Raw genomic sequence first — 23052 nt, forward strand, 5'->3', positions numbered from 1 at the left:
TCATGCTGCCGTCACCCTTCCAATTTGAGCAGCCTTCGACGATTGCCGACGCCGTGCGTGCCGTCGGCGATTCCGGCGATGGCATGTTCTATGCTGGCGGAACCGAATTGCTGCTCGCGCTGAAAATGCGCGTTATCCGCGCAGACCGCCTCATCGACATCAAGGGTATCCCCGGGCTCGATTGCATCGCCGTCAACGGCGTGAACGAGATCGAGATCGGCGCGCGCTGCACGCATAGGAAGATCAGCGGCGACCCCGTTATCCGCGAACACGTGCCGGCGCTTGCGTCGCTCTGCGCCGAGATCGCAAACATCAGGGTCCGGAACGTTGGAACAATCGGCGGCAATCTCTGCTTCGGAGAGCCTCACGCCGATCCGCCGACGATGCTCGCCGCCCTCAACGCACGGCTGGTGCTGGAGGGATCCAAGGGCACGCGTGAAATTCACGCTGATGATTTCATCCGAAGCGAAATGGAAACGGTGCGCGAGCCTGACGAGCTGCTGAGAGTGATTGTGTTCCCGCGGCCCGCGGGACCGGTAACTTATCGCCGGTTCAAGCATGGTGAGAGGCCCTCCGTGAACGTCGCGATGTCCTGGTCACTGAACGCCGGCGGGAGTACGATCAGGAGCGCCCGTGTACGGGTCGGCGCACTTGGTTCGCGGCCACAGCCTTTGACGGTCGTCGAGGGTGCCCTCCGAAACGTAGCGGTAGCAGAGGCCCGTCGGGCGATTGAGACAGCTCTTCCCGCAGCCTTGGATCAGCTCGAAGTCAACGCCGATCGGCATGGCGCGGCCGATTACAAGCGTCACCTTGCAGGCGTGCTTCTTCTGCGTAACGCCGATGAGGCGATCATCGCCGGCGGGAGCTGGCCGAAATGACGCAGGTATTGGCTATCTCGTTCTCGCTGAACGGCAAGACGATCGCCGTCGACGTCCCGGCCCATGTGCTCCTGATCGACCTCATCCGAGATCGTTTGGGCCTCAGGGGAACGAAACGTTCCTGCGACATGGAAGTATGCGGCGCCTGCACGGTCCTTCTTGACGGTGAACCGATCTCGAGCTGCACAACGCTCGCGGTCGATGTGGACCGGCGCGCGGTCACCACAATCGAGGGGGTGACGCCGCCGGACGGACTGTCCCGGATCCAGGAGGCGTTCGTGCTTCATGGCGGTCTGCAGTGCGGCTTCTGCACGCCCGGGTTCATCATGGCGGTCACGGCGCTCTTGGAGACGACGCCACACCCGACAGACGCGGAAATCCGGCACTATCTCGACGGCAATCTTTGCCGCTGCACCGGTTACACCAAGATTTTCGAAGCCGTGAAGAGCCTTGCGGGCCGGCAGGATGCCGCTTGAAACCGCGCGAGACGGCGCAGCTAGTTTTTGGAGGTATCATGAGTATTGATCAGGTCAAAAGAACGAGCGTCTTGATCGCGGGCGCGGGCATCGGCGGCTTGGCGGTGGCGTTATCGCTGCTCCGACGCGGCATCGATTGCGATGTTTTCGAGCAGGCGTCCGAGTTGCGTGAAGTTGGCGCCGGCCTTTGGGTCTCCATGAACGGTGTGCGCGTACTTCGCGATCTCGGCCTCGCCGAGCAAGTCGAACAGAATTGCATCGCGGCCGAGCGACGTTCCATCCGGCTCTGGAACACCGGTGATACGTGGCCCCTCTATAACAAAAGCTCCGACGCGGCCCGCAACCAACCCTATCTTCTGCTGCGCGCGCACCTGTTGAAGATCCTTGTCGACGGCGTACGGCGAGCGAAGGCGGACGCCATCCATCTGAACGCCCATGTTGTCGGATTCAGCCAGAGCCGGGACGAAATTCGGGTCCGGCTCGCGGACGGCCGCGAGATCGAAGGTCTGGCGCTGATCGGCGCCGACGGTTCGCATTCGAAGGTCCGAACCGGGCTGATCGGCCAAATCGAAAGCCAGTACACCAACGCAATCGCCTGGCGTGGTCTTGTGCCGGTCGACCGGCTCGAGCCGCATCAACGGCAGCCCGTGGTGTCGACATGGATCGGGCCGACCGCGCATGTCACGGCATATCCGGTCCGCTGGCAGGACACGGAATTGATGACGTTCTCGGGTCAGGTCGATCGCAACGACTGGCTCCTGGAATCCTGGTCGGAGAAAGGATCTGTCGAGGAGTGCTTGAAGGACTTCGTGGGCTGGCATCCCGACATCATCGCGCTCGTCAGCAATGTACAAAGCCTTCACAAGTGGGGCCTGTTCGTGCGGCCCACGCTGGCTGGTTGGTCGCAAGGACGGGTCACGCTTCTTGGAGATGCGTGCCACTCCATGCTGCCATATCTCGGTCAAGGAGTGAACATGGCGTTGGAGGACGCCTCCGTTCTCGCCCGGTGCCTCGAGCAGCACCCAGGCGATCCAGCGAGCGCTTTCCAGACATATCAGAGCCTGCGCCTGGATCGCACAACCAGGGTTGTGAACTCCGCTGCCGGAATGCTGCCGATCTTTCATAACTCGGCGCTCTCCAGGGCCGAAACGGCGGGAGACTACATCAGGACGCAGTGGGCGCCGGAAGCGACCGCCGCTCGTTACGACTGGATCTACCAGTACGACGCGACCGCCGTTCCTCTTCATTGACATTTCTCCCCACGAGTACCGGTGCACAAGGATGATCGGCAAAGAGCAGCCCTGGGACAGGGTGATACCGCTCGAAGAGCGAGAGACCTATGCGATCACAGGATTGGGTGGCGCAGCTGGATTCGGCAAGCGGCCCGCGCTCCTGGTGATTGACGTGCAGTACCGCTCGGTCGGTGACCGGCCGATGCCGATCCGCGAGGCGATCAAGCAATATCCAACCAGCTGCGGCGAGGCTGGTTGGCAGGCCATGGCGCAGATTTCCGATCTGATAGGGTTGTTTCGCGGCAGAAGATGGCCGGTGATATTTCCGCATGTCGCCTGCAAGGTCAGCCATGACCGGGGGGCATTCGCGGCAAAAATTCCAGCCATCATGCAGATTCCGCCCGAGGGCTACGACTTTGTTCGCGAGGTGGCTCCTGAGCCGGGAGAGCTGCTGCTGCCAAAGACGCAGGCAAGCGCGTTCTTCGGCACCCCGCTCACGACGTATCTCGTCGGGGCCGGGATCGATTCACTGGTGGTGACCGGCTGCACGACAAGCGGCTGCGTCCGGGCATCGGTCGTCGATGCATGCGCGCTGAATTTCAAATCGATCGTGCCGAGCGATGCCGTCTACGATCGTTCGCCGACTTCGCACGCCGTCAACCTGTTCGATATAGCCAGCAAGTACGCAGATGTGATGCCCACCTCGGAAGCCATCGAGCGGCTTCATTCGCTGCCGGCCGATCGTACGCAGGATCGCCCGACATGAGTGTCGCCCAGGTCTCCGGTCTGCTCTACGGCGCTCACGTACGCGCAAACGGCATCCGCCAGCATTACCTGCGCTTCGGCGGAGCCGGTCCTGCCATCATCGTCGTCCCGGGCATCTCGACGGCCGCGGCACAATGGGCGTTCATCGCGGAACGTTTGTGCATCGGACATGACGTTTATGTACTCGACGTCCGGGGGCGCGGCCTTTCCGAAAGCGGGCCGCATCTCAATTATTCGCTGGATGCCTGCGCCTCCGATCTGGTCTCGTTCGCCGAGGCGCTGGAAATAGGCGCATATACCCTGCTCGGCCACTCCATGGGCGCCCGGATCGGAATTCGTGCCGCGCGCTGGCGGCCATCGTCCATGAGACAGTTGATCCTGGTCGATCCGCCGGTCTCCGGACCCGGACGCCGCGCCTATCCAAGTCCGATCGGGCCTCTTCTCAAGCTGCTTCATAGCGCAAGCCTTGGGGAAGCAGACGCGGTGCTGCGAAGCCCGTCCGCGCCGCGCTGGCCAGAAAGGCACATTCGTGCCCGGGCCGAGTGGATGCACACCTGCGACGAGCGCGCCCTGATCGAAAGTCACAAGGGCTTTCATCACGATGACATTCACAATGATCTTGCCAACCTCAGCGTCCGTACTTGGCTACTCGTTGCAGGCAAAGGCGACGTCATCCGCCCCGAAGATGAAAGAGAGATTCAAAGACTATTGCCGTCCATCGAGATCAAGCGACTGGAGAGCGCAGGTCACCAAATGCACATCGACGACACGGAAGGCTTCCTTTCGATCGTCAGCGACGTCCTCGCCTGACCCCTCGAAGGACCGGTCGGAGCGCTGCGAATACATGCCTGGCAAAGGAGATGACTGAAGATGACCCGGCAACGCATCGATGTTGAAATGCTGGAATTGTTCAAGGCCGAACTTGCACTCTGCAAGGTGAGGGAAGGCGAGGTCGTGGCTGTCCTGAGCGGCGGCGAGGATCAGTCGGAGTATGCCCAGACGTTCATGCTGGCCGCGCGGAGCCTTGGCGCGACAACCTTCCACCTCAATGTTCCAAAGTACGGCCAGAGCAAGGTTGCGGGCCAGCAGGGCAGGCACGCGTTGAGCGGCAACCAGCCGGCAATCGACACGCTCAAGCGCGTGGATATGGTGATTGATCTTCTGGGCCTGCTGTTCTCGCGCGAGCAGCTCGAGATTCAGGAGGCGGGCACGCGCATTCTGCGCGTCATGGAGCCGTTCCACATTCTCAAGAAGATGTTCCCGACTGAGGATCTCCGCCGGCGGACCGAGCTCTCGCGAACGCTCCTGCAGTCAGCCAGAACCATGCGCATCACGTCGCCGGGCGGAACGGATGTGACCTACGGCTTAAAGCAGTATCCGGTCATTTCCGAGTACGGATACACCGATGAACCGGGCCGCTGGGATCATTTCCCGTCAGGATTTGCTTTCACGCAAGCCACGGATGGGGACGTCAACGGCACTGTCGTTCTGATGCCGGGCGACATTCTCTGCGCATTCAAGCGCTACATCCAGTCTCCGGTCACGCTCACCATCAAGGAGGGCTACATCGTCGACCTCAAGGGCGAGGGCACCGACGCGACGCTCATCAGGAACTATATCGACAGTTTCGGCGATTCGCGAGGTTGGGCAATCTCGCATATCGGGTGGGGATCGAATGAGCGGGCTGACTGGCACTATATAGCTGCATCTCAGCAGCTCGCGTCGGAGCACATCATGAATGCGCTTTCCTTTTATGGAAACGTTCTGTTCTCGACCGGACCGAATACCGAGCTTGGCGGCACGAACGACACGCCGTGTCATCTCGATATCCCGCTTCGCGGCTGCAGTCTCTGGCTCGACGATATTCACATCCTCGACAAGGGCGAGTTCGCCTACCCGGAGTTGAGGGCACCCGGCCGCTAGGCCTCGCCATCGAACCGGGACCCGGAGCCGCAGTTGCGGCTCCCATGACGCGGAAAGCGCTTCGGCGACGATCATCCACTGTTCAGCTCTTTCAACGGGGAACGCATTGCATGTCTAAAACCGTCTCAGGCGCGGAAGATTACACGGCCAGGCAACGCTATTCGATCATGATCTCGGCGATGCTGGGATACATTCTCGACTTCTACGATGTCCTGATCTTTCCGTTCCTCCTGCCCGCGATCCAGCGCTCAATGTCGCTATCGTTGACCGAGATCGGCTCTCTGCAGGCCCTGACACTCTTCGGATCGGCGATCGGCGGGGCCCTGTTCGGCGTCATCGGTGATCGCCTTGGCCGAAAGACCTCGCTTCAGCTCACGATCGCGCTGTTCTCGGTCGCGGCGATTATTTCCGCGTTCGCATGGAATTACTGGTCGCTTGCGGTGCTGCGGTTCATCACCGGCATCGGTCTTGGCGGCGAGTACGGCGTTGGCATGGTGCTTTTCAACGAGGCCTGGAAGAAAGGCAGCCGCGGCCTGGGCGCGGCTGCGCTGCAGGGCTGCGCCGTGATCGCATCGTCCACGGCGTCGATCGTGGGAATCTGGCTTATCGCGACGTTCAGCGACGAGTGGAGCTGGCGCATCGGCCTGCTGAGCGGCGGAGTGCCGATCCTGCTGATCATCTTCATCCGCTTCTTCATGCCTGAATCGAAAATCTGGCTGGAGTACGAGGCGCAACGCAAGGCCGGTCAGGCTGCGGAGGCGGCCCGCACGCTTCCCCTGGCAGATCTGTTCCGCAACGGGCTGGCGCGCCAGACCGTCACCGCCTGCGTGTGGCTGATGAGCTACATGCTTTGCTACTACAGCATCGTCTCCTTCATTCCGACGCTGTTGCTCCGGGACATGCACACGCCGGGCGACGTCGTTCGCACCACGGCCGTTCTTCTTTCCGTGGTCAGCGGCATCTGCTACCTCGCCAACGGCTTTTTCAACGACAGGGCTGGCCGCCGGTTCGGTGCTCTCGTGCCGGCATTGTTCTGGATCGGGTCCCTGGTTGGCATGGCGGTATGGGGAGGTCAGCTCTATGCCGGCTCGAAGACCGAGTGGCCGATGTTCTGGCTCTATATCGGTTTCGGGATTGGCAATGTCGCGCTTGGCGTGACGGGCGTCTGGATATCGGAGCTCTATCCGGTCAATTTGCGCGCGACGGCGGTGTCCACATTCTATATGGGCGGCCGTGGCCTTGGCAGCATCGCGCCGGTTATCGTGCCCCTTGCGGCCGCTCATTTCGGCGGAAGCCTGCTGAACGGCATGGTTGCCGTGGCCCTTCCCGCTGCAGCTGTCTTCGTTCTTGCCTCTCTTCTGCTTCCTGAGACGCTCGGTCGGGATTTGTCCGCGAAAGGCTTCAAGGCCGATGCGGACTCGGAGCCGGCGATGAAGGCTGCTCCGGTCTCGAGCGTATGATGCACTCGTGAAATGACGAGCAACCGGGGAGATGAGAGCTTGGCGCGCTCATCTCGCCGGCCACCTAGCGTGGGCATAAGTTGGTGCCTCCCAGTGAATTAGGCTGCCAACAGCAAAGCAGGCTCCCGCCATTGCGGATTTTGCGATGTACCGAAGCTCCCGCACCGTGCCGAGCGCTCACGCCACCATACGAAGGACAAACAGCGGTTCTTCGTGTCGGTGGTTGCGTATGATTCTCGCCCCTGGCCACCACCACCCTTGACGCTGCCGGAATCAGCAATCGCTCCATGCAGGCGCTCGTCCCGGCGTAGCCCGGAGGGCGAAGCCGGATGGTTCGATCCCGCCCCCGGGGCACCATCACCATAATCAGCAATCGATGCGTCGATGGCTCACCCGCGAACACGGTCTTCAGTCGCGCCGGGGATGCCGCTGCCGCCAGCGACAGGGCAAGAAGCAGGCGGCCCTTGCAGGCCGCCTGGTAGATTAGCCTGTGGGCAGAGGCTCTATTGGCAGAGATGCTGGAGTCCGTCGGACCCCTTGAAAGTGGTACCGGGCCTGCAGACAATGCCATTGTGCGACGCGTAGGTGTTCCAGTCGCCGTTCCAGGCATAGTAGTCGCCATATGCACCGGGTTGATCATACGTGCCGTATGCGGCGTAGGAATTGCGCCAGCCGCTGAAGGGAGCGGTCGCGATCGCCGCGGCTGTTCCGACGGCAGCGCCGGCCACACCGGCAGCGGCCCCTACCGGCCCGACGGGTTCGCGATAGGCGGTTCGCCGATAATAACCCCGCCTGCTGTCGTACGGGCTCCCGGCTCCTCTGTTGAGACAGTTGGCGCTGGCGAATTGAGATGAACAGGCGGCCGGGTTGGAGAAGACCGCTTGCGCCGATGCGGGGCTCGAAACTGCGGACGCCACTATCACGGCTGCGCCAAGAACTCTTAGACTCATCATGGCTTGCTCCTGGATTTGGTTTGTCTGCGACGCTTGCGAAGCTTGGCATGATCGAATGCCAAACCTGCAAGTTCCCGTTTTCTCGCACGTAACCAAATGCAACCTCCGGAAGTGGTTCCTGTGCATCTCGTGCGCAGCATCAAATCGACGTGACTGATGGACGATTGGAAGGATGACTTCGCAGCGGCACCAGCGCGGCGCAGTGCCGACTGAGGACGGGCCAAGCGACACGACAGGAATCAAAATGCCGCTTTCCGTCGGCGAAGACGCAAAGCTGCGTTCGCCACGCGCGCGCAGGCCTCGTCGCCGAACGCGCTCGCGCAGACCCGGCCAAATTGGCCGGACGCTCCGTGATCTCGAACGCGGTGGAAATGCAGTCAGTCCGGCATCGCGGACGAGGCGATGCCTAACAGACCCTCACGCTTTGCTGAACATACGTGTAACCGTTCCACACGTTTCGCGTCTGATAGCAGGAGTTGTAGGCCGTCGCGGCTCCGATCGCTGCGCCAGTCGCCAAACCGGCCGCGGCAGCTCCGGGGCCCCAACCGCCGCGATAGTAACCGCCCCCGCGGTAATAGCCGCCGCCGGCCCAACGCGCGCGGCCGCCGTGCCAGCCGCCGGCATGCCATCGCGTACCGCCGCCGTGCCAACCAGGTCGCATTCCTCCTCCGTGGAAGTGAGCCGATCGAGCGCCGGCTCCTCCGCGCCGGGCTTGCGCGTCATAAGGAAGTATCATTGCTGCAGATGCGATGAAGCTGAGAACCAGCAAAGCCTTGGTTGGTCGCATATCCGGACTCCTTGCAAGGGTGTCCCGATCAATCCCGCTGAACGGGCTTCGTTCCGTCGATTCAACCGCGTGCCACGTTGGCACAAAATACATATTCAAAAAGCGCGTCGCGGCTTCGGGGGCAAGTGCAACTCGCGGTAATGATGAGTTCGATCCTTCGGACCTCGGCGGCGCAAGGCAGGTACGAACGTGTTCGTACCTTGAAGAACCTCCCCGCATGGAACAATGCTGATGCTCACGTGCCGGCGCAGCAGGATTGGCGAGCTGGTACGGCAGCTGGGTCCACTACAGGGAGACGACTATGTGGAAGACAGGAGTGCTTGGCACGTTGGTTTTGCTCATTGCGGTTCCGGCAAACGCGGCTCCGAAGACGAGTGGCAAGAATGTCGATGCAATTCGTGCTGAATGCTTCAGACAGGCGAATGAAGCCGCCGCCGCCGGCGGCGCGAACATGACAAGCGGAGCGACTGCCGCCCGAAACTCGGCGGGCTATTCCGCCTATCGGGATTGCGCGCGAAAGAACGGCATTCGCCCGTAGGCGTCGCTTTGGTTGCCGCAAGCTTATGGAAGGCCGCCCTCGGGCGGTCCATTCCATGCGCAGTTGCAGCAAATGAGAATTGTGACGGCGGAATGGCCGTCGGAAACTGAAAGCGCAACTGCAAAATGCCAGCTGGCATGGAACGTCAGCTTGCGACGAGAGCCTGGGCTTTGCGCAGTCCGGTCATGAGAGCGTCGACAACCTGATCCGCCGCTCCGTTGCGGCGCAAGAAGCCGGCCGGATCATCGGCGAGCGCTTTGTAGCGCGACATTCCTTTCAAGGCCGTTTGCGTCGCGTCGCGGCGTCCCAGCTCTGCGTTCGCCATCGCAATCAACAGTTGGCTGAATCCGGAATCGCGCAAGGATGCCGTCTCGGCGACATCGAGCATTTTGTCGTATTCACCCCTCAAATAGAGGTCGACTGCAACAAAATGAAAATACCACCCTGGCGGATGCATCGTGCGCTCGATCGCGCGTTTGAGCATCGGAACTCCTTCCGAGAAGTTCCCGCGGATGGAAAGACGCCAGCCGAACTGGGCAAGTATGTCGGGATCGTTGGGGTTGAGATCGATCGCCAGATGGCTGATGCGATCACTATCGGCGTAACGTCCCGTGAAATGATAGGCCGAAGCCAGGGCCTTCAGCGCCAGGGGGTTGTTCGGCTGCAGGGTGATCGCGCGCGACGTCGCTTCGAGGGCCTTGCCATACTCCGTTTGCGGGTTGCCGTCGCCTGAATAGCCCAACCGTCCGGCGTCGAGATGCAACCACCCGAGCATGGCCCATCCATCGCTATACTGCGGATCCCGCTGAACGGTTTGCTGAAGACACTGCATGGCCGGATCGAAGTCGACGCGTCGGAAAGTGCTGCGATAGGCCTGAGCGCGCAGGACGCAGAGATAGCTTTCCATATTCTTGGGTGGATCCGCGCGAATGTCGTTTCTAACCACGCCGTAGGATTGGCCAACGACAGTTGCGATTTCGCTTGCGAGCTCGCGCTGGACATTCATGAGCGACTGAGGATCGAACGGTCGAGCATATGTCCGCATCCATACGATCTGGTCATTCTCGGCGTTGAAGACAGTCGTTGTGACTTGCACTTCTTCGGCGCTCGTTTGAACGCTTCCACGGACGACATAGGAAGTACCGAGAAGACGACCAGGTTGGGGCGCTTCGTCGCCTTTTGCGGACGACCCGTTCGGGGGCGACGTGTAGAGCCGGAATCCTCCGAATCGAAACAGGTTGCTGGTCAGTTCCTGTCCCATGCCGATGGCGAAGAGCCGCGCGTTATCCCCGGGAGTTAGTGGCTCGAATGGCATCACGAGAACCGCGGGTTCGCGTGGCGTCATTGGCGACGGAGGCGGACTTGCTGCAAGCCATATCCAGGCCACCACGCCCGCTGCCAGCGCGGCAGCGACGGGCGCATAGCGCCTGATGCCAGGCTTGGTCGTCCAATTCGCGCGCGTAGCAGCAGCAGTTGCAGAACGATCGTGGAGTTCGAGGGCAGGTTCGCGAGGTGAAGCGTCGGCAATATGCATTTTGTGCCACTCAAAATGGGGCACATAGGAGCCTTTTGGAATTGTGATGCGGACGGGATCGTCCCGGCCCGAATCCACGTAGTAGCTATCGAGGTCGCGGCGCAATCGTCGCGCTTCAAGACGGACGACGGGGTCAGCCTGGGGATCGAAAGAATGGTCGCGCCGAAATACGGCCAACGCAATTGTGTAGCCTTTCAGGCTTTCAGCGCGGCCTGCAAGCGTCTCGTCGACGATGAAACGAAGGAAAGCCTGCCGCCTTTCGCTCGCCTGGAAATGCGGGCTCGAGAGGATGCGGTCCAGCTCTTTCGCTACATGCGCTGGCGGCACCGCGGACTCACCACGCGGCGGGACCTTGGATGAATCGCCGGCGGGATCGTGAGCGAAGGGTACATCAGTCATCAACCGGCATCCCAATCGTCGATCGACCCTAGGCCTTCCCAGCCCATGTTGCAACTCGTAAGCGAAGTAGGCCGCCGGCGCCGATGCGACAACTTTCGATCATCAGAACAATGAGTTCCCGATGGCAGCGACAGCTGGTCGCATCGGGCTTTGAAGCCCTCGCGCCCGAGACAGCAGCGCGCCAACGGGGCGTCGTGCCGTGTACGAACATGTTCGTACCTTGAAGCCCCAATGAACCAGCAGCAAAGGTCACGTTGGCCACAAGCGAGTTCATCATGGAGGAGTTTCGCGCGATTGTGACCCGCTTTCCGCAGCGCGAATTCGAAATTCGGCGCTGCTTCAATCGCGACGCGCAGTTTCGAGCGATTTGCGCAGATTATGACGAAGCTGTGAAAGCGCTTCGTCGTTGGCAACAAGCGGCAAAGGAAGGCGACCGCGAAGGAAGTCGGAAGGCCGCGGATTACGAAAGGCTCGTTGCCGAACTGGAAACCGAGGCCCTGGTTCATCTGAACCGGCCGTGATCGAGGGAGCGTTCGCATAAGCATAACTGGAGCAGTGCGTGAACAATACGATTCTTATCAACCTTTCGATATCAGGCGTGCTTGCCGGGGCACGGTGCATGCTGCGAGCGATCAGACATAGGATCGGCGCGAGGATGCAACCGAGCGGACAAAGCAGGCAATTCGCTACAGCGCGTAGCTGGAGGCAACGTTCGTGAATATTGCGCAGAGAACGGTCGCGAACGTGGACGAAACCCTCGCCTCCGACAGCATGTTCATTCCCGGCGGCACGTTTCGCATGGGATCGGATCATCATTATCCCGAAGAAGCTCCATGCCACACGGTGAGCGTCGACGGCTTCTGGATCGATCGAACACCGGTGACGAACCGGCAGTTCAAGGAATTCGTGCGGGCCACCGGCCATGTGACGTTCGCCGAGGTGGCTCCCGATCCAGCGAACTATCCCGACGCGCTGCCGCATCTGATCTTCGCCGGCTCGCTCGTCTTCACGCCGCCGGATCACCCCGTCGATATGCGCGACTACAGCCAATGGTGGACGCTGCTCAGGGGTGCGAATTGGCGGCATCCCTATGGCCCGAAAAGCAACATCAAGTCGCTGGACGATCATCCCGTGGTGCATGTCACCCACGCTGACGCACTCGCTTATGCGCGATGGGCCGGCAAGGATTTGCCAACGGAAGCAGAGTGGGAGTTTGCTGCGCGCGGCGGTCTCGACGGCGCTGAGTATGGCTGGGGCGATGAATTCGCGCCGGGTGGCGTGCATCAGGCCAATACGTGGCAAGGTCACTTTCCGTTCGAGAACCGGTGCGAGGACGGCCATGCGCGCACTTCGCCGGTGATGACCTATCCGCCGAACGGCTACGGCGTGTTCGACATGATCGGCAATGTCTGGGAATGGACCAGCGACTGGTGGGCGCCGAAACACCGCGCCGACGCAAAGAAGGCCTGCTGCATTCCCCAGAACCCGCGGGGCGGCTCCGAGCATGACAGCCACGATCCGTCGCTGCTGCTCAGCAGGATACCGCGCAAGGTGATCAAGGGCGGCTCGCATCTCTGCGCGCCGAACTATTGCCGGCGTTATCGACCGGCAGCGCGCCATGCCGAGCCGATCGACACGTCAACCAGCCATCTCGGATTTCGCTGCATCACACGTCCAGGGAGAAAGTGATGACTGAGAAGAAAGCAACAGAAACCGTCAGCCGCCGCAACCTGCTCGCGGCCTCCAGCTCGCTCGCCACCATTGCCGCCTTCTCGGCCATGGCGCCCGTCCGCCCTGCGCAAGCGCAGGCGACTACCCCGCAGCCGTCATCGTCTGCCGGTGGAGCAAAGCCGAACATCATCCTGATCCTGTCGGATGATTTTGGTTACGGGGACTCCGGCCCTTACGGCGGCGGTGAAAATCGTGGCATGCCGACGCCGAGCATCGATCGTCTGGCGGCTGAAGGAATGCAGTTCATGTCTTTCTATGCGCAACCGAGCTGCACGCCGGGACGCGCCGCGGTGCAGACCGGCCGAATTCCAAATCGCAGCGGTATGACGACAGTGGCGTTCCAGGGACAGGGTGGCGGGCTTCCTGCAGCAGAATGGACACTTGCCTCGGTTCTGAAGACCGGCGGCTACAAGACCTTCTTCACGGGCAAATGGCATCTCGGCGAGGACGATTTCGCAATACCGAACGCGCAGGGCTATGACGAAATGAAGTATTGCGGGCTGTATCATCTCAACGCCTACACCTACGCCGACCCGACGTGGTTTCCCGACATGGATCCCGAGCTTAGGGCGATGTTCACGAAGGTCACCAAAGGCGCGTTGTCCGGAAACGCAGGCGAGAAGGCGAAGGAAGATTTCAAGATCAATGGCCAGTACGTCAACACGCCGGACAAGGGCGTCGTCGGCATTCCCTTCTTCGACGACTACGTCGAGAAGGCCTCGCTCGAGTATCTGGACCGCAACAAGTCCTCGGGTCCGTTCTTCATGAGCATCAATTTCATGAAGGTGCACCAGCCCAATATGCCGGCTCCCGAGTTCCAGGGTAAATCCCTGTCGAAGAGCAAGTTCGCTGACTCCGTGGTGGAAAACGATACGCGCATCGGCCGTATCATGGACAAGGTGCGGTCGCTCGGGCTCGACAAGAACACCTATGTGTTCTGGACGACCGACAACGGCGCCTGGCAGGACGTCTATCCGGATGCCGGCTATACGCCGTTCCGGGGCACCAAGGGCACGGTCCGCGAAGGCGGCAACCGCGTGCCGTCGATCGCATGGGGGCCGGGCATCAAGGCCGGCACGAAGAATTCCGACATCGTCGGCGGCCTGGATTACATGGCGACGTTCGCAAAGCTCGCCGGCGTGAAGCTGCCGGAGAACGATCGCGAGGGTAAGCCCATCATTTTCGACAGCATCGACATGTCTCCGATCCTGTTCGGATCCGGAAAATCGGAACGCAAGAGCTGGTTCTTTTTCACCGAGTCTGAGCTTACGCCAGGCGCAGCGCGCGTCGGCAATTACAAGGCAGTGTTCAACCTGCGGGGCGATGACGGCGTAAAGACCGGCGGTCTCTCGGTTGATAGCAATCTCGGCTGGAAGGGACCGGAGGCCTACGTGGCGACCGTTCCCCAGGTCTTCGATCTCTGGCAGGACCCACAGGAGCGCTACGACATCTTCATGAATAACTACACCGAGCGCACCTGGATCATGGTCACGATCAATGACTCGATCAAGGATCTGATGAAGACCTATGTAAAATATCCTCCACGGAAGATTCAGAGCGAGACCTACGCGGGACCGGTCACGATTCAACAATACGAACGCTTCTCGTTCTTCAGGGATCAACTCGCCAAGGATGGCTTCCAGATTGGCTTGCCGACGGGCAACTAGCCCATGCGCATTGAACGGCTCCGCAGTTCCGGAGCCGTTCTGGTCTTTGCTTCCGCATCAGAATGGGAAAGGGACTGATGAAGGAAATTCCGATCGATCGGCGCTCGATCCTGGCAGGCCTGCTGGTGTCGGCCGCGACGGCGCCCCTGGCAGGCCGTGCGCTGGCGCAGGCAGATCCGCTGCCGTCGTGGAATGAAGGTCGCGCGAAAAAGTCCGTCCTGGACTTTGTCTCGGCCGTGACCCGGGAGGGGACGCCGGACTTCGTGCCCGCATCGGAGCGGATAGCGACATTCGACAATGACGGCACGCTCTGGTGCGAGCAGCCGATGTACGTCCAGCTCGCATTCGCGTTGGATCGGGTGAAGGCGTTGTCCGGCAAGCATCCGGAATGGAGACGCAAGCAGCCTTTCCAGGCCGTGCTCGACAACGACCTCGCTTCCCTCGCCAAGGCTGGCGAGAAGGGCCTGGTCGAGCTGGTCATGGCAACGCATGCCGGCATGACCACGGCCGAGTTCGAAAAAATCGCCGGCGACTGGATCGCGAGCGCGCGTCACCCGAAATTCAATCGGCCGTATACGGACCTCGTCTACCAGCCGATGCTGGAAATGCTCGCCCATCTGCGCGCCAGCGGCTTCAAGACTTTCATCGTGTCCGGTGGCGGCATTGAGTTCATGCGTCCATGGAGCGACCGGGTCTACGGCATTCCGCCCGAGCAGGTCGTGGGATCGAGCATCAAGACGCAGTTCAAGGTCGACAAGGATGGACCGGTGCTGATCCGCTTGCCCGCTATCGATCTCGTCGACGACGGGCCCGGCAAGCCGGTCGGGATCAATTCACATATCGGGCGTCGGCCGATCGCGGCCTTCGGCAACTCCGACGGCGACTTCCAGATGCTGCAATGGGCGACGCAATCGTCGGGGAAACGCTTTGGCCTGATCGTGCATCACACCGATGCCGAACGAGAATATGCATACGATCGGAAGTCCTCGTTCGGCAAACTCGACAAGGCGCTCGACGCGGCGAACGCCAATGGCTGGATCGTGGTCAGCATGAAGGACGACTGGAAACGGATATTCAGCTTCCAGTAAACCGGGACATAAGAAAAGCGAGGAAGCATAATGAAGATACGTCTTCCGAAATTGTATCGCTTCACCCTTGTTGGCTCCGCGCTGGCCACCGGACTGATGATTACCTTTCCGACATACGCCCAGGCCCCAGCGGCCACGCCGCCGACGCAGAACCAGGCCGCGGCGCCGGCAGCAGCTCCGGCAAAACTTCCTGAGGGACAGATCGAGCAACTGGTCGCGCCGATCGCGCTCTATCCGGATGCGCTGCTGTCGCAAATCCTGATGGCGTCAACCTATCCGTTGGAGGTCGTCGAGGCGGCGCGCTGGTCGCAAGACAACAAGACCGTCGCCGGCAAGGCGCTCGAAGATGCCATGCAGAAGCAGTCATGGGATCCGAGCGTCAAGGCCCTCACGGCGGTGCCGCAAGTCCTGCAGATGATGAACGACAAGCTCGACTGGACCCAGCAGCTTGGCGACGCCTTCCTCGCGCAGGAGCAGGATGTGATGAGCGCCGTGCAGACCCTGCGCCAGCGCGCCGAGGCCGCGGGAAATCTCAAGTCGACGCCGCAGCAGAAGGTGACGAAGAGCGCGCCGCCCGCCGGTGTGACCGCGCCCGCCGGCATGCAGCAGGCGATCTCGATCGAGCCGGTCGATCCCGACCAGTACTATGTCCCGGTCTATGATCCCGGTGTCGTCTACGGGGCCTGGGATTATCCTGACTACCAGCCGTTCTATTGGTATCCGCCGGGCTACGTAGCCGCGGGCGTCATCGGCTTTACCGCCGCTGTCGCCGTCGGTACCGCGATCTGGGGCGGCTGCAATTGGTGGAATCGCAACGTCTATGTCAACGTCAACCGTTACAACCAGTTCAACCGCACCAACATCAGGACCAACAATTGGGCCCACAATCCCGCGCATCGCGGCGGCGTTGCCTATCGTGATGCCGGCGTGGCGAGGCGCTTTGGTAGCGGTAATACTCCCGCCGCGCGCGAAGCGCTGCGCAGCCGGACCGGCGGTCCCGGCGGCAAGGTCTCGAATGCCGGCGCAGGCCGCGCCAAAACCGCCGTCTCACAACGCGCCGGCAATCGTGGTGCCTCGGTATCGCGCCGCACCAGCAGCAGGAGTGTCACACGTGCGCGCACGGGTGCTGGCAATCGCGCTGCGATCTCGCACAGAAGCGTAACGCGCACGCGCGTCGGTGGACGCGTCGGCGGCGGCCGGCCGGCAGCGATCCGTGGTGGCGGCATGCGCGCTGGTGTCGGTAGCTTTCATCGCGGCGGTGGCGGCATGCGCGCTGGCGGCATGCGTGGAGGCGGCGGCTTTCACGGCGGTGGCCGCCGTCGCTGATTGGCGAGATCGCCAAACGGCGTGACCATCCTCACCAGGACGCGATCGTCGCAGGTGGCGGTCTATGGGGACCACCGTCCCCCGGATCGCAACGATCCGACGTGTCCTTCTGCGGATGAAATCCTGGTTGAACTTACGTGCCTCAGGGGCCATGAAATGTCCAACGCGCCGGGAGACGCTTGAATTCCAAAGGCGAGGCCGGAACTTGGCCGGCTGCGAGCTCGTTTGCTCCGGCAGGCTTTTTTGGTCCCGTGCCGCCGATGGGCGGCGTATCGTGCGAGCAATTTCGCACCTGAAGGAGGCGTCAAGCATGGCCGGGAAATTCAAGGTCGGCGATCACGTCAGCTGGAATTCCGAGGCCGGCCGCGTCTCCGGTACCATCATCGCGGTTCACACCAGCGATTTCGACTACAAGGGGCACATGCACCGTGCCTCGGAGGCCGATCCGCAATACGAGATCAAGAGCGACAAGACCGATCACGTTGCGGCCCATAAGGGCAGCGCGCTGCATCATGCCTAGCAAAGACGCGGCGCTTCCGTTCTTCACGATCGGTCATTCCACCCGCAGCCTCGAGGATTTCATCGCTCTCCTCAGCGCGACCACGATCGAGCGCATCGTCGATATCCGAACGGTGCCGCGGTCGCGAACCAATCCGCAGTTCAACAAGGATACGCTGCCCAAGCCGCTCAAGGCCGCGGGCATCTCGTATGAGCATCTGGCCGATCTCGGCGGGCTCCGCGGCAAGGCACGAAGCGTGGCGCCGTCCGTCAATGGATTCTGGAGCAACGAGAGTTTTCACAACTACGCCGACTATGCGTTGTCGCCGCAGTTTCATGCGGCGCTCCAGCATCTGCGCGACGAAGGGCGCCGGCAACGCTGTGCGATGATGTGCTCGGAAGCGGTGTGGTGGCGCTGCCACCGCCGCATCGTCGCCGACTATCTGATCGCGTCCGGCGAGACCGTCGTCCACATCATGGGGGAGGGCCGCCTCGAGCCCGCCCGTCTCACCGAAGGCGCCGTCGTCCAGGGCGACGGCACGGTGGTCTATCCGGCGACGGGTGAACTGGATTTATGAGAGGGCGAAGCTTGCGGCTGCACCGTCGCGCCGCGCCGCCTCACTCCGCGCTGCGCTTCCAATAGCCGGTGCCGAGCTTGCCGGTGATCACGGCAACGGCGTCGCGGATCTCCTAGGAGCCGCCGTCGCTGTTCGCGAAGGCATGCACCTGCGCGACGCGGCCGCGCGCCGCGAAGTCTTGGCGCTCTTGCCGGCGTGATCTAATCCTGCGAGCTGCGGGCAGCCACCATAACAAATCGCCCAGCCGCGGCAATGACGGTTTTTCTCATTGTTTCCTCACCGGGGGCGCGCCGGGCGAATTGCGCAAATATTATCGCGAGAATGTGCAGGACATCGTCTACGGCGCGATGGTGAAGTAGCGGCCTTGACGTTGTAGAACAGTCTGGCGTCACGCGGAACAGCAAAAAGGCCCGTCGCTCGAGCCGGGCGACGAGCCTCAAATTCGCGTGGGCTACCAGCGCCTGTAGACGCCGGTCAGCGTCCCATTGTTGTTCCCTTCAGGACCCACGTCGCCCTGGGTCGAGCTCGGCGTCGGGTGGTTGGTGCCGTTGAACGAACCATACCAGCCGGGCTGCGCCGGAGAGTACATCACATCAGGCTGCACGGCCTGATAGCGGGGGCCGCCATAATATCTCGGACCAGGGTTCCCGTAAGGATAGTAGCCTTGTGCGAACGCGCCTGCCGTTGTTGCGATCAGGGACGCCGCGGCGAGGGACAATATCTTGGTCTTTCGTTGCATTCACACTCTCCTTGCTGGTGTCCCGACCAACGACCGCCACGGAGCGGCGTTCCTGATCTGCCATGCGTTCCGCAAAGGCAAATCTGTGTGAGCGTGGGATCAGGTTCTTGTGAAGGGGCTTGCGCTCCGGGCAATGCCGGCTCTGCCCGGCAGGATGCATCCATCGCCGGATCGTTATGCTTCTATGGCTATAACGGGAAGCGGACGAGGTGCACGCAGCAGTGCTGCGAGAGAACCAAGGCGGTTCGTAAAAGGAAGCCCGCCACTGCGGCGGGCAAGGTCCAGGGAGGAAAACGCCCTGACAAGGGAGCGTGCAGCCAGTCTCCCTGATTCGTGCGCGGCTGCGAAGATCGTATAACTACTGTCATCAGGGCCGGCATTATGCGAATGCTGCTGGGGCCGCGGCCGGCCGGCAAGGGAATGGCAAGGCGCGCTAACACGGCGCAAATACAGGGGAAGTTCATGAGCACGTCTGGAGTTTTTGCCCGCGTCGTCGCGGCGATCGGGGCCGGCGCCTTGGCGTGGCGGCGGATGCAGGGCGCGCAGCCCGCGCCCGCCTGGGGCAGCGCGCCAGAGATCCCGCAGGCCAAACCGCAGGGCGCGATCCCGACGCTCAAGATGCCGACGGCGCGGGGCTGGGACAAGGACCAGAAGCCGGTCGCTGCGCCGGGGCTCAAGGTCAACGCCTTTGCGGCCGGGCTCGATCATCCGCGCTGGATCAACGTGCTGCCCAACGGCGACGTGCTGATCGCGGAGGCAACGCAGATCGCTGGCACCCCGCGCAGCGTCTTCCACTACGCGATGCAGGCGACGATGCGGCGCGCCGCAGCGCTCGGCGTCAGCGCCAACCGCATCACGCTGCTGCGCGACCGCGATGGCGACGGCGTCGCCGAAAGCAGCAGTGCCTTCATGGAGGGATTGAGCCAGCCGTTCGGCATGGCGCTGGTCGGCGACACCTTCTATGTCGGCAACACCGACGGCGTGGTGGCGTTTCCCTATGTTGCCGGCGCCGATCGCATCACCGCGCAAGGACGCAAGCTCGTCAGCTTCAAGCCCGACGGGCACTGGACGCGCAGCCTGCTGCCGAGCGCCGACGGCAAGAAGCTTTATGCCGGCGTCGGCTCGCTCAGCAACATTGCCGAGAACGGCTTTGCGGTCGAGGAAGGCCGCGCCGCGATCTACGAGCTCGATCTCGCAGGTGGCACCAGCCGCATCTTCGCCGGCGGCCTGCGCAATCCGGTGGGCATCGCGTGGGAACCGAGCACCAATGTGCTCTGGACCGTCGTCAACGAACGCGACGGCCTCGGCGACGAGACGCCGCCGGACTATCTGACCTCGGTGCGTGACGGCGGCTTCTATGGCTGGCCCTATTGCTACTGGGGCAAGACGGTGGACGATCGCGTGCCGCAGGATCCGGCGATGGTCGCCAAGGCGATCCAGCCGGACTACGCGCTCGGCGGCCATACCGCCTCGCTCGGGCTGTGCTGGATGCCGCAGGGCACGCTGCCGGGATTCCCCGACGGCATGGTGATCGGCCAGCACGGCTCGTGGAATCGCTCGACGCTGTCGGGCTACAAGGTGGTGTTCGTGCCGTTCGCGAACGGCCGTCCCGCAGGGCCGCCGCGCGACATCCTGTCGGGCTTCCTCGCGCCCGACGAGAAGGTGTCGTACGGCCGCCCGGTCGGCGTCGCGCTCGGCCCCGACGGCTCGCTGCTGGTGGCCGACGACGTCGGCAATGTGATCTGGCGCGTCACGGCGGCGTAGGCTGCGAGCGAGCGCGCGCATTCGCGAAATGAAGCAGGCCGCCGGCTGCGGCGACCTGAGTGGATGGCTCCCGCTTCCTTGATTGCGAGGGCCGGCTCGACGCCCCTGTGAGCGTCGGGGGCGATCTTGTCAGTCCGGTTCTGCTAGTCGCAGCGGCGGACCCTGCGGACCGAGCCGTCGTCACGCTCGATCGTAACGGTGCGGCATCCACGATATCCGCGATCGTATCCGTAGGCGCGATAAGCGGGTCGATCGTAGTCTCGGTAGTAGCGCGGCTCGGGGCCCACCCTCACGCCGCCGAGCGGAGTATCGACGGCAACTTGAGCTGACGCGGGCGTGATGGAGATCGGCGTGGCGACAGCGAAACCGGCAACCGCCAATGCACCGGCCAATAACAGGTTTCTCATGCGCGTTTCCTCCTGAGTTATTGCATCCGCTTTCCAACGATCCAGCTGGGGCAAGAGTTCCTCGGCCTTCGCGGTGCGACGTCAGCGGCTCAGGAACTCGCGGATGCTTAGCGCGATCTCGGCGGCATGCGTCTCCAGCGCGAAGTGGCCGGTGTCGAAGAATTTGACGAGCGCCTTCGGGTTGTCGCGCTTGAACGCCTCGGCACCCGGCGGCAGGAAGAACGGATCGTTCTTGCCCCACACCGCGAGGAACGGCGGCTGGTGGGTGCGGAAGTAAGTCTGGAAGGTGGGGTAGAGCGCGACGTTGCTCTTGTAGTCGCCGAACAGATCGAGCTGCACGTCGTGAGCGCCGGGTCGCGCCATGTAGTAATTGTCGAGGTTCTGGCCGTCCGGCGACACCGTTTGCGGATCCGAGGTGCCGTGGGTGTACTGCCAGCGCGTGGTGTCCGGCGTCAGGAAGGCGCGCAGCGCGTCGCGGTTCGCCGGCGAAGGATCCTGCCAATAGGCCTTGATCGGAGTCCAGCCGTCGCTGAGGCCTTCCTCATAGGCGTTGCCGTTCTGCGAGATGATCGCCGTGATCCGCTCCGGATGCTTGACCGCCAGGCGGAAGCCGGTCGGCGCGCCATAATCGAACACATAGACCGCGAAGCGATCGAAGTCGATCACCTCGGTAAAGCGATCGATGACGCCGGCGATGCGCTCGAAGGTGTAGTTGAACCTGTCGCGCGGCGGCATGTCCGATTGGCCGAAGCCGGGCAGATCCGGCGCCACGATGTGGAACTTGTCCGCGAGTTGCGGGATCAGTTCGCGGAACATGTGGCCCGCGCTCGGGAAGCCGTGCAGCAGCAGCAGCTTTGGCGCGCCGGGCGAACCGGCTTCGCGATAGAAGATGTTGAAGCCATCGACATTGGCGGTGCGGTATTTGACCTGAGACATCTGTCACTCCCTGTGATTGTGATGTGGCGAGTTCTGGGACTTAGGATTTGATTTGCTTGGCGAGCCCGCTGATCGCTTCGGGACGCAGATAGAGCAGCAGGGCGCAGCACACGGTGGCAAAGCCCAGCAGCGGCATGAGCGGGGCGATGGCGGCGCCGGCCGCGAACACCAGCAGCGCGAGCAGCGTGCGGCGCTGCGTCCATGTTCGCACGCGCTCAGAGATCGCGCTCTGGTCGGCTTGTGCCAGCACCGCGCGCTCGAAGGCCAGATAGGCGAGGTCGACCAGGAGGAAGATCACCGCATAGACCACCACCGGCGCGGCGGCCATGTGCGATCGCGCGACCCATGCGGTGGCAAACGGCAGCAGCGAGACCGCGAACAGATGCACGAAGTTCAGCCAGATCAATAGCGGCGTCGGCTGCCGTACCAGATGCAGCAGATGGTGATGATTGACCCAGATCACCGCGATGAACAGGTAGCTCGCGGCGTAGCTGATCGCGGTCGGCCACAGCGGCAGCAGGTCGGCGAACCGCGAGCCCTCCGGCGGCTTCAGCTCCAGCACCATCACCGTGATGATGACGGCGATCACCGCGTCGGAAAACGCACCGAGCCGGTCGGCCGAGAGACGTTTCTCCTGCATGGCAGCTCTCCTGTCCGAAATCGTGGGAAGAGGTCAGTGCTCTGTAACGCTCTCGACCGCCTCCCGGATGATGTCGGTGACGAGCTTCGGCGCGGTGACGATCGGGGTGTGATCGACGGGATGTGAGCGCACGGTCGCCTGCATCCGCGCCGCCATGCTGCGCTGTGTCCCGGGCGCGATCATCCGGTCGTCCTCGGCAACTAGGAACCAGCTCGGGACGTCCTTCCAGAGCGGGCGGCCGACCGGCACGGTGATGCAGGCCGGCGAGATCGGCCGCTGCACGGCGGCGAGCACCGCGAGATCCTCGGACCGTGCGCCCTGCGCGAAGGCCGCTGCGAAAGCGGACTCCGGCAGCCAGATCAGACCATTGGCGTCGGGCGCAAGCTTCGGAGCGAACGGATGCGGCGGCAGCCGGTAGAAGACGTCGGCGACCGTCTCGCCTTCGTCCGGCGCCAGCGCCGCGACATAGACCAGTGCCTTGACGCGCGGCGAGCGGGTCCCGGCAATCACGGCGCCGGCATAGGCATGGCCAACCAGCACCACCGGGCCCGCGACGCGGTCCAGCGTGCGGTTCAGCGCGGCGACGTCGTCGGCGAGCGAAGTAAGGGGCAGCGGCGCCCCCACCGCCGCAATGCCCTCGGCGTCGAGCGCCGTGATCACCCGCGCCCAGCTCGAGCCATCGGCCCACGCGCCATGCGCAAGCACCACGCTGACATTCTCGTTCGACATTGTC

At 62.6% G+C, this 23052-nt stretch carries 22 protein-coding genes; 16 read left to right on the forward strand and 6 right to left on the reverse strand.

All coding sequences use genetic code 11. The features are described from left to right. Positions 1–2 precede the first annotated feature (2 nt). The 8 genes from E2I15_RS37900 to E2I15_RS37935 all read left to right on the forward strand — a co-directional run bounded on the left by E2I15_RS37900 (position 3) and on the right by E2I15_RS37935 (position 9012). The gene (locus E2I15_RS37900) at positions 3–878 is read left to right on the forward strand and encodes an FAD binding domain-containing protein (RefSeq protein WP_137483549.1); all 876 of its coding nucleotides are present in this window, start codon (positions 3–5) and stop codon (positions 876–878) included. Further along, positions 875–1354, forward strand: coding sequence for a (2Fe-2S)-binding protein (locus E2I15_RS37905; RefSeq protein WP_137483548.1), 480 nt, complete (start codon positions 875–877; stop codon positions 1352–1354). Before E2I15_RS37900 ends, E2I15_RS37905 begins: the two co-directional genes overlap by 4 nt. A gap of 38 nt (positions 1355–1392) precedes the next feature. Further along, on the forward strand, positions 1393–2604 hold the full coding sequence (locus E2I15_RS37910) for an FAD-dependent monooxygenase (protein WP_246668435.1): 1212 nt from the start codon (positions 1393–1395) through the stop codon (positions 2602–2604). Positions 2605–2635: 31 nt separating this feature from the next. Next, positions 2636–3352 (forward strand): isochorismatase family protein, encoded by a 717-nt coding sequence (locus E2I15_RS37915; RefSeq protein WP_137483547.1) that lies wholly within the window; start codon positions 2636–2638, stop codon positions 3350–3352. Beyond that, positions 3349–4161 (forward strand): alpha/beta fold hydrolase, encoded by an 813-nt coding sequence (locus E2I15_RS37920; RefSeq protein WP_137483546.1) that lies wholly within the window; start codon positions 3349–3351, stop codon positions 4159–4161. The genes E2I15_RS37915 and E2I15_RS37920 overlap by 4 nt, the downstream gene beginning before the upstream one ends. A 60-nt stretch (positions 4162–4221) precedes the next feature. Continuing rightward, positions 4222–5274 carry a 2,5-dihydroxypyridine 5,6-dioxygenase NicX family protein gene (locus tag E2I15_RS37925; protein ID WP_137483545.1) on the forward strand — a complete coding sequence of 351 codons (1053 nt, stop codon included), beginning with the start codon at positions 4222–4224 and terminating at the stop codon, positions 5272–5274. Positions 5275–5384: 110 nt separating this feature from the next. Then, a complete protein-coding gene (locus E2I15_RS37930) occupies positions 5385–6734 on the forward strand; it encodes an MFS transporter (RefSeq protein ID WP_170991810.1) in 1350 nt (449 codons plus the stop codon). A gap of 2041 nt (positions 6735–8775) precedes the next feature. Beyond that, the gene (locus tag E2I15_RS37935; protein WP_137483541.1) at positions 8776–9012 is read left to right on the forward strand and encodes a hypothetical protein; all 237 of its coding nucleotides are present in this window, start codon (positions 8776–8778) and stop codon (positions 9010–9012) included. A gap of 145 nt (positions 9013–9157) precedes the next feature. Here E2I15_RS37935 and E2I15_RS37940 read toward each other — a convergent pair whose 3' ends face one another. After that, positions 9158–10945 (reverse strand): tetratricopeptide repeat protein, encoded by a 1788-nt coding sequence (locus E2I15_RS37940; RefSeq protein WP_246668434.1) that lies wholly within the window; start codon positions 10943–10945, stop codon positions 9158–9160. Positions 10946–11220: 275 nt separating this feature from the next. On the opposite strand from E2I15_RS37940, the gene E2I15_RS37945 reads away from it, so the two are divergent. The 7 genes from E2I15_RS37945 (at position 11221) to E2I15_RS37975 (ending at position 17833) form a co-directional block, all read left to right on the forward strand. After that, positions 11221–11466 carry a hypothetical protein gene (locus E2I15_RS37945; RefSeq protein ID WP_246668433.1) on the forward strand — a complete coding sequence of 82 codons (246 nt, stop codon included), beginning with the start codon at positions 11221–11223 and terminating at the stop codon, positions 11464–11466. Between the two features lie 223 nt (positions 11467–11689). Then, positions 11690–12634 carry a formylglycine-generating enzyme family protein gene (locus E2I15_RS37950; protein WP_502707225.1) on the forward strand — a complete coding sequence of 315 codons (945 nt, stop codon included), beginning with the start codon at positions 11690–11692 and terminating at the stop codon, positions 12632–12634. Beyond that, positions 12634–14343, forward strand: a complete 1710-nt coding sequence (locus E2I15_RS37955) for an arylsulfatase (RefSeq protein ID WP_170991809.1) — start codon at positions 12634–12636, stop codon at positions 14341–14343. Before E2I15_RS37950 ends, E2I15_RS37955 begins: the two co-directional genes overlap by 1 nt. 77 nt (positions 14344–14420) lie before the next feature. After that, positions 14421–15431 carry an HAD family hydrolase gene (locus E2I15_RS37960; protein WP_137483538.1) on the forward strand — a complete coding sequence of 337 codons (1011 nt, stop codon included), beginning with the start codon at positions 14421–14423 and terminating at the stop codon, positions 15429–15431. Between the two features lie 30 nt (positions 15432–15461). Further along, positions 15462–16757: a DUF3300 domain-containing protein gene (locus E2I15_RS37965; protein ID WP_137483537.1), complete on the forward strand. Its 1296-nt coding sequence runs from the start codon at positions 15462–15464 to the stop codon at positions 16755–16757. Between the two features lie 310 nt (positions 16758–17067). Further along, positions 17068–17277: a hypervirulence associated TUDOR domain-containing protein gene (locus E2I15_RS37970; RefSeq protein ID WP_137483536.1), complete on the forward strand. Its 210-nt coding sequence runs from the start codon at positions 17068–17070 to the stop codon at positions 17275–17277. Continuing rightward, on the forward strand, positions 17270–17833 hold the full coding sequence (locus E2I15_RS37975; RefSeq protein WP_137483535.1) for a DUF488 domain-containing protein: 564 nt from the start codon (positions 17270–17272) through the stop codon (positions 17831–17833). Before E2I15_RS37970 ends, E2I15_RS37975 begins: the two co-directional genes overlap by 8 nt. A gap of 451 nt (positions 17834–18284) precedes the next feature. On the opposite strand, the gene E2I15_RS37980 is transcribed toward E2I15_RS37975, so the two are convergent. Next, a complete protein-coding gene (locus tag E2I15_RS37980) occupies positions 18285–18572 on the reverse strand; it encodes a hypothetical protein (RefSeq protein WP_137483534.1) in 288 nt (95 codons plus the stop codon). A gap of 462 nt (positions 18573–19034) precedes the next feature. Between E2I15_RS37980 and E2I15_RS37985 the strand changes: the two genes are divergently transcribed. Continuing rightward, positions 19035–20336, forward strand: a complete 1302-nt coding sequence (locus E2I15_RS37985) for a PQQ-dependent sugar dehydrogenase (RefSeq protein ID WP_137483533.1) — start codon at positions 19035–19037, stop codon at positions 20334–20336. Positions 20337–20479: 143 nt separating this feature from the next. Here E2I15_RS37985 and E2I15_RS37990 read toward each other — a convergent pair whose 3' ends face one another. From E2I15_RS37990 to E2I15_RS38005, 4 genes are all read right to left on the reverse strand, one after another. Next, positions 20480–20743 carry a hypothetical protein gene (locus E2I15_RS37990; RefSeq protein WP_137483532.1) on the reverse strand — a complete coding sequence of 88 codons (264 nt, stop codon included), beginning with the start codon at positions 20741–20743 and terminating at the stop codon, positions 20480–20482. A gap of 81 nt (positions 20744–20824) precedes the next feature. Next, positions 20825–21679 carry an alpha/beta fold hydrolase gene (locus E2I15_RS37995; RefSeq protein WP_137483531.1) on the reverse strand — a complete coding sequence of 285 codons (855 nt, stop codon included), beginning with the start codon at positions 21677–21679 and terminating at the stop codon, positions 20825–20827. A gap of 40 nt (positions 21680–21719) precedes the next feature. Beyond that, positions 21720–22319: a TMEM175 family protein gene (locus tag E2I15_RS38000; protein ID WP_137483530.1), complete on the reverse strand. Its 600-nt coding sequence runs from the start codon at positions 22317–22319 to the stop codon at positions 21720–21722. A gap of 33 nt (positions 22320–22352) precedes the next feature. Then, positions 22353–23048, reverse strand: coding sequence for an alpha/beta fold hydrolase (locus E2I15_RS38005; protein WP_137483529.1), 696 nt, complete (start codon positions 23046–23048; stop codon positions 22353–22355). Positions 23049–23052 lie beyond the last annotated feature (4 nt).

Source organism: Bradyrhizobium sp. BR2003 (assembly GCF_009720285.1).
GTDB lineage: Bacteria > Pseudomonadota > Alphaproteobacteria > Rhizobiales > Xanthobacteraceae > Bradyrhizobium > Bradyrhizobium elkanii.

What these genes read in the sequence shown, in the direction of transcription:
- E2I15_RS38000 (WP_137483530.1), bottom strand. Translation starts at nt 22,319, where the DNA reads ATGCAGGAGAAACGTCTCTCGGCCGACCGGCTCGGTGCGTTTTCCGAC.
- E2I15_RS37970 (WP_137483536.1), top strand. Translation starts at nt 17,068, where the DNA reads ATGGCCGGGAAATTCAAGGTCGGCGATCACGTCAGCTGGAATTCCGAG.
- E2I15_RS37925 (WP_137483545.1), top strand. Translation starts at nt 4,222, where the DNA reads ATGACCCGGCAACGCATCGATGTTGAAATGCTGGAATTGTTCAAGGCC.
- E2I15_RS37945 (WP_246668433.1), top strand. Translation starts at nt 11,221, where the DNA reads ATGGAGGAGTTTCGCGCGATTGTGACCCGCTTTCCGCAGCGCGAATTC.
- E2I15_RS37955 (WP_170991809.1), top strand. Translation starts at nt 12,634, where the DNA reads ATGACTGAGAAGAAAGCAACAGAAACCGTCAGCCGCCGCAACCTGCTC.
- E2I15_RS37980 (WP_137483534.1), bottom strand. Translation starts at nt 18,572, where the DNA reads ATGCAACGAAAGACCAAGATATTGTCCCTCGCCGCGGCGTCCCTGATC.
- E2I15_RS37935 (WP_137483541.1), top strand. Translation starts at nt 8,776, where the DNA reads ATGTGGAAGACAGGAGTGCTTGGCACGTTGGTTTTGCTCATTGCGGTT.
- E2I15_RS37920 (WP_137483546.1), top strand. Translation starts at nt 3,349, where the DNA reads ATGAGTGTCGCCCAGGTCTCCGGTCTGCTCTACGGCGCTCACGTACGC.
- E2I15_RS37965 (WP_137483537.1), top strand. Translation starts at nt 15,462, where the DNA reads ATGAAGATACGTCTTCCGAAATTGTATCGCTTCACCCTTGTTGGCTCC.
- E2I15_RS37930 (WP_170991810.1), top strand. Translation starts at nt 5,385, where the DNA reads ATGTCTAAAACCGTCTCAGGCGCGGAAGATTACACGGCCAGGCAACGC.
- E2I15_RS37915 (WP_137483547.1), top strand. Translation starts at nt 2,636, where the DNA reads ATGATCGGCAAAGAGCAGCCCTGGGACAGGGTGATACCGCTCGAAGAG.
- E2I15_RS37900 (WP_137483549.1), top strand. Translation starts at nt 3, where the DNA reads ATGCTGCCGTCACCCTTCCAATTTGAGCAGCCTTCGACGATTGCCGAC.
- E2I15_RS37940 (WP_246668434.1), bottom strand. Translation starts at nt 10,945, where the DNA reads ATGACTGATGTACCCTTCGCTCACGATCCCGCCGGCGATTCATCCAAG.
- E2I15_RS37990 (WP_137483532.1), bottom strand. Translation starts at nt 20,743, where the DNA reads ATGAGAAACCTGTTATTGGCCGGTGCATTGGCGGTTGCCGGTTTCGCT.
- E2I15_RS37975 (WP_137483535.1), top strand. Translation starts at nt 17,270, where the DNA reads ATGCCTAGCAAAGACGCGGCGCTTCCGTTCTTCACGATCGGTCATTCC.
- E2I15_RS37905 (WP_137483548.1), top strand. Translation starts at nt 875, where the DNA reads ATGACGCAGGTATTGGCTATCTCGTTCTCGCTGAACGGCAAGACGATC.
- E2I15_RS37910 (WP_246668435.1), top strand. Translation starts at nt 1,393, where the DNA reads ATGAGTATTGATCAGGTCAAAAGAACGAGCGTCTTGATCGCGGGCGCG.
- E2I15_RS37960 (WP_137483538.1), top strand. Translation starts at nt 14,421, where the DNA reads ATGAAGGAAATTCCGATCGATCGGCGCTCGATCCTGGCAGGCCTGCTG.
- E2I15_RS37995 (WP_137483531.1), bottom strand. Translation starts at nt 21,679, where the DNA reads ATGTCTCAGGTCAAATACCGCACCGCCAATGTCGATGGCTTCAACATC.
- E2I15_RS38005 (WP_137483529.1), bottom strand. Translation starts at nt 23,048, where the DNA reads ATGTCGAACGAGAATGTCAGCGTGGTGCTTGCGCATGGCGCGTGGGCC.
- E2I15_RS37985 (WP_137483533.1), top strand. Translation starts at nt 19,035, where the DNA reads ATGAGCACGTCTGGAGTTTTTGCCCGCGTCGTCGCGGCGATCGGGGCC.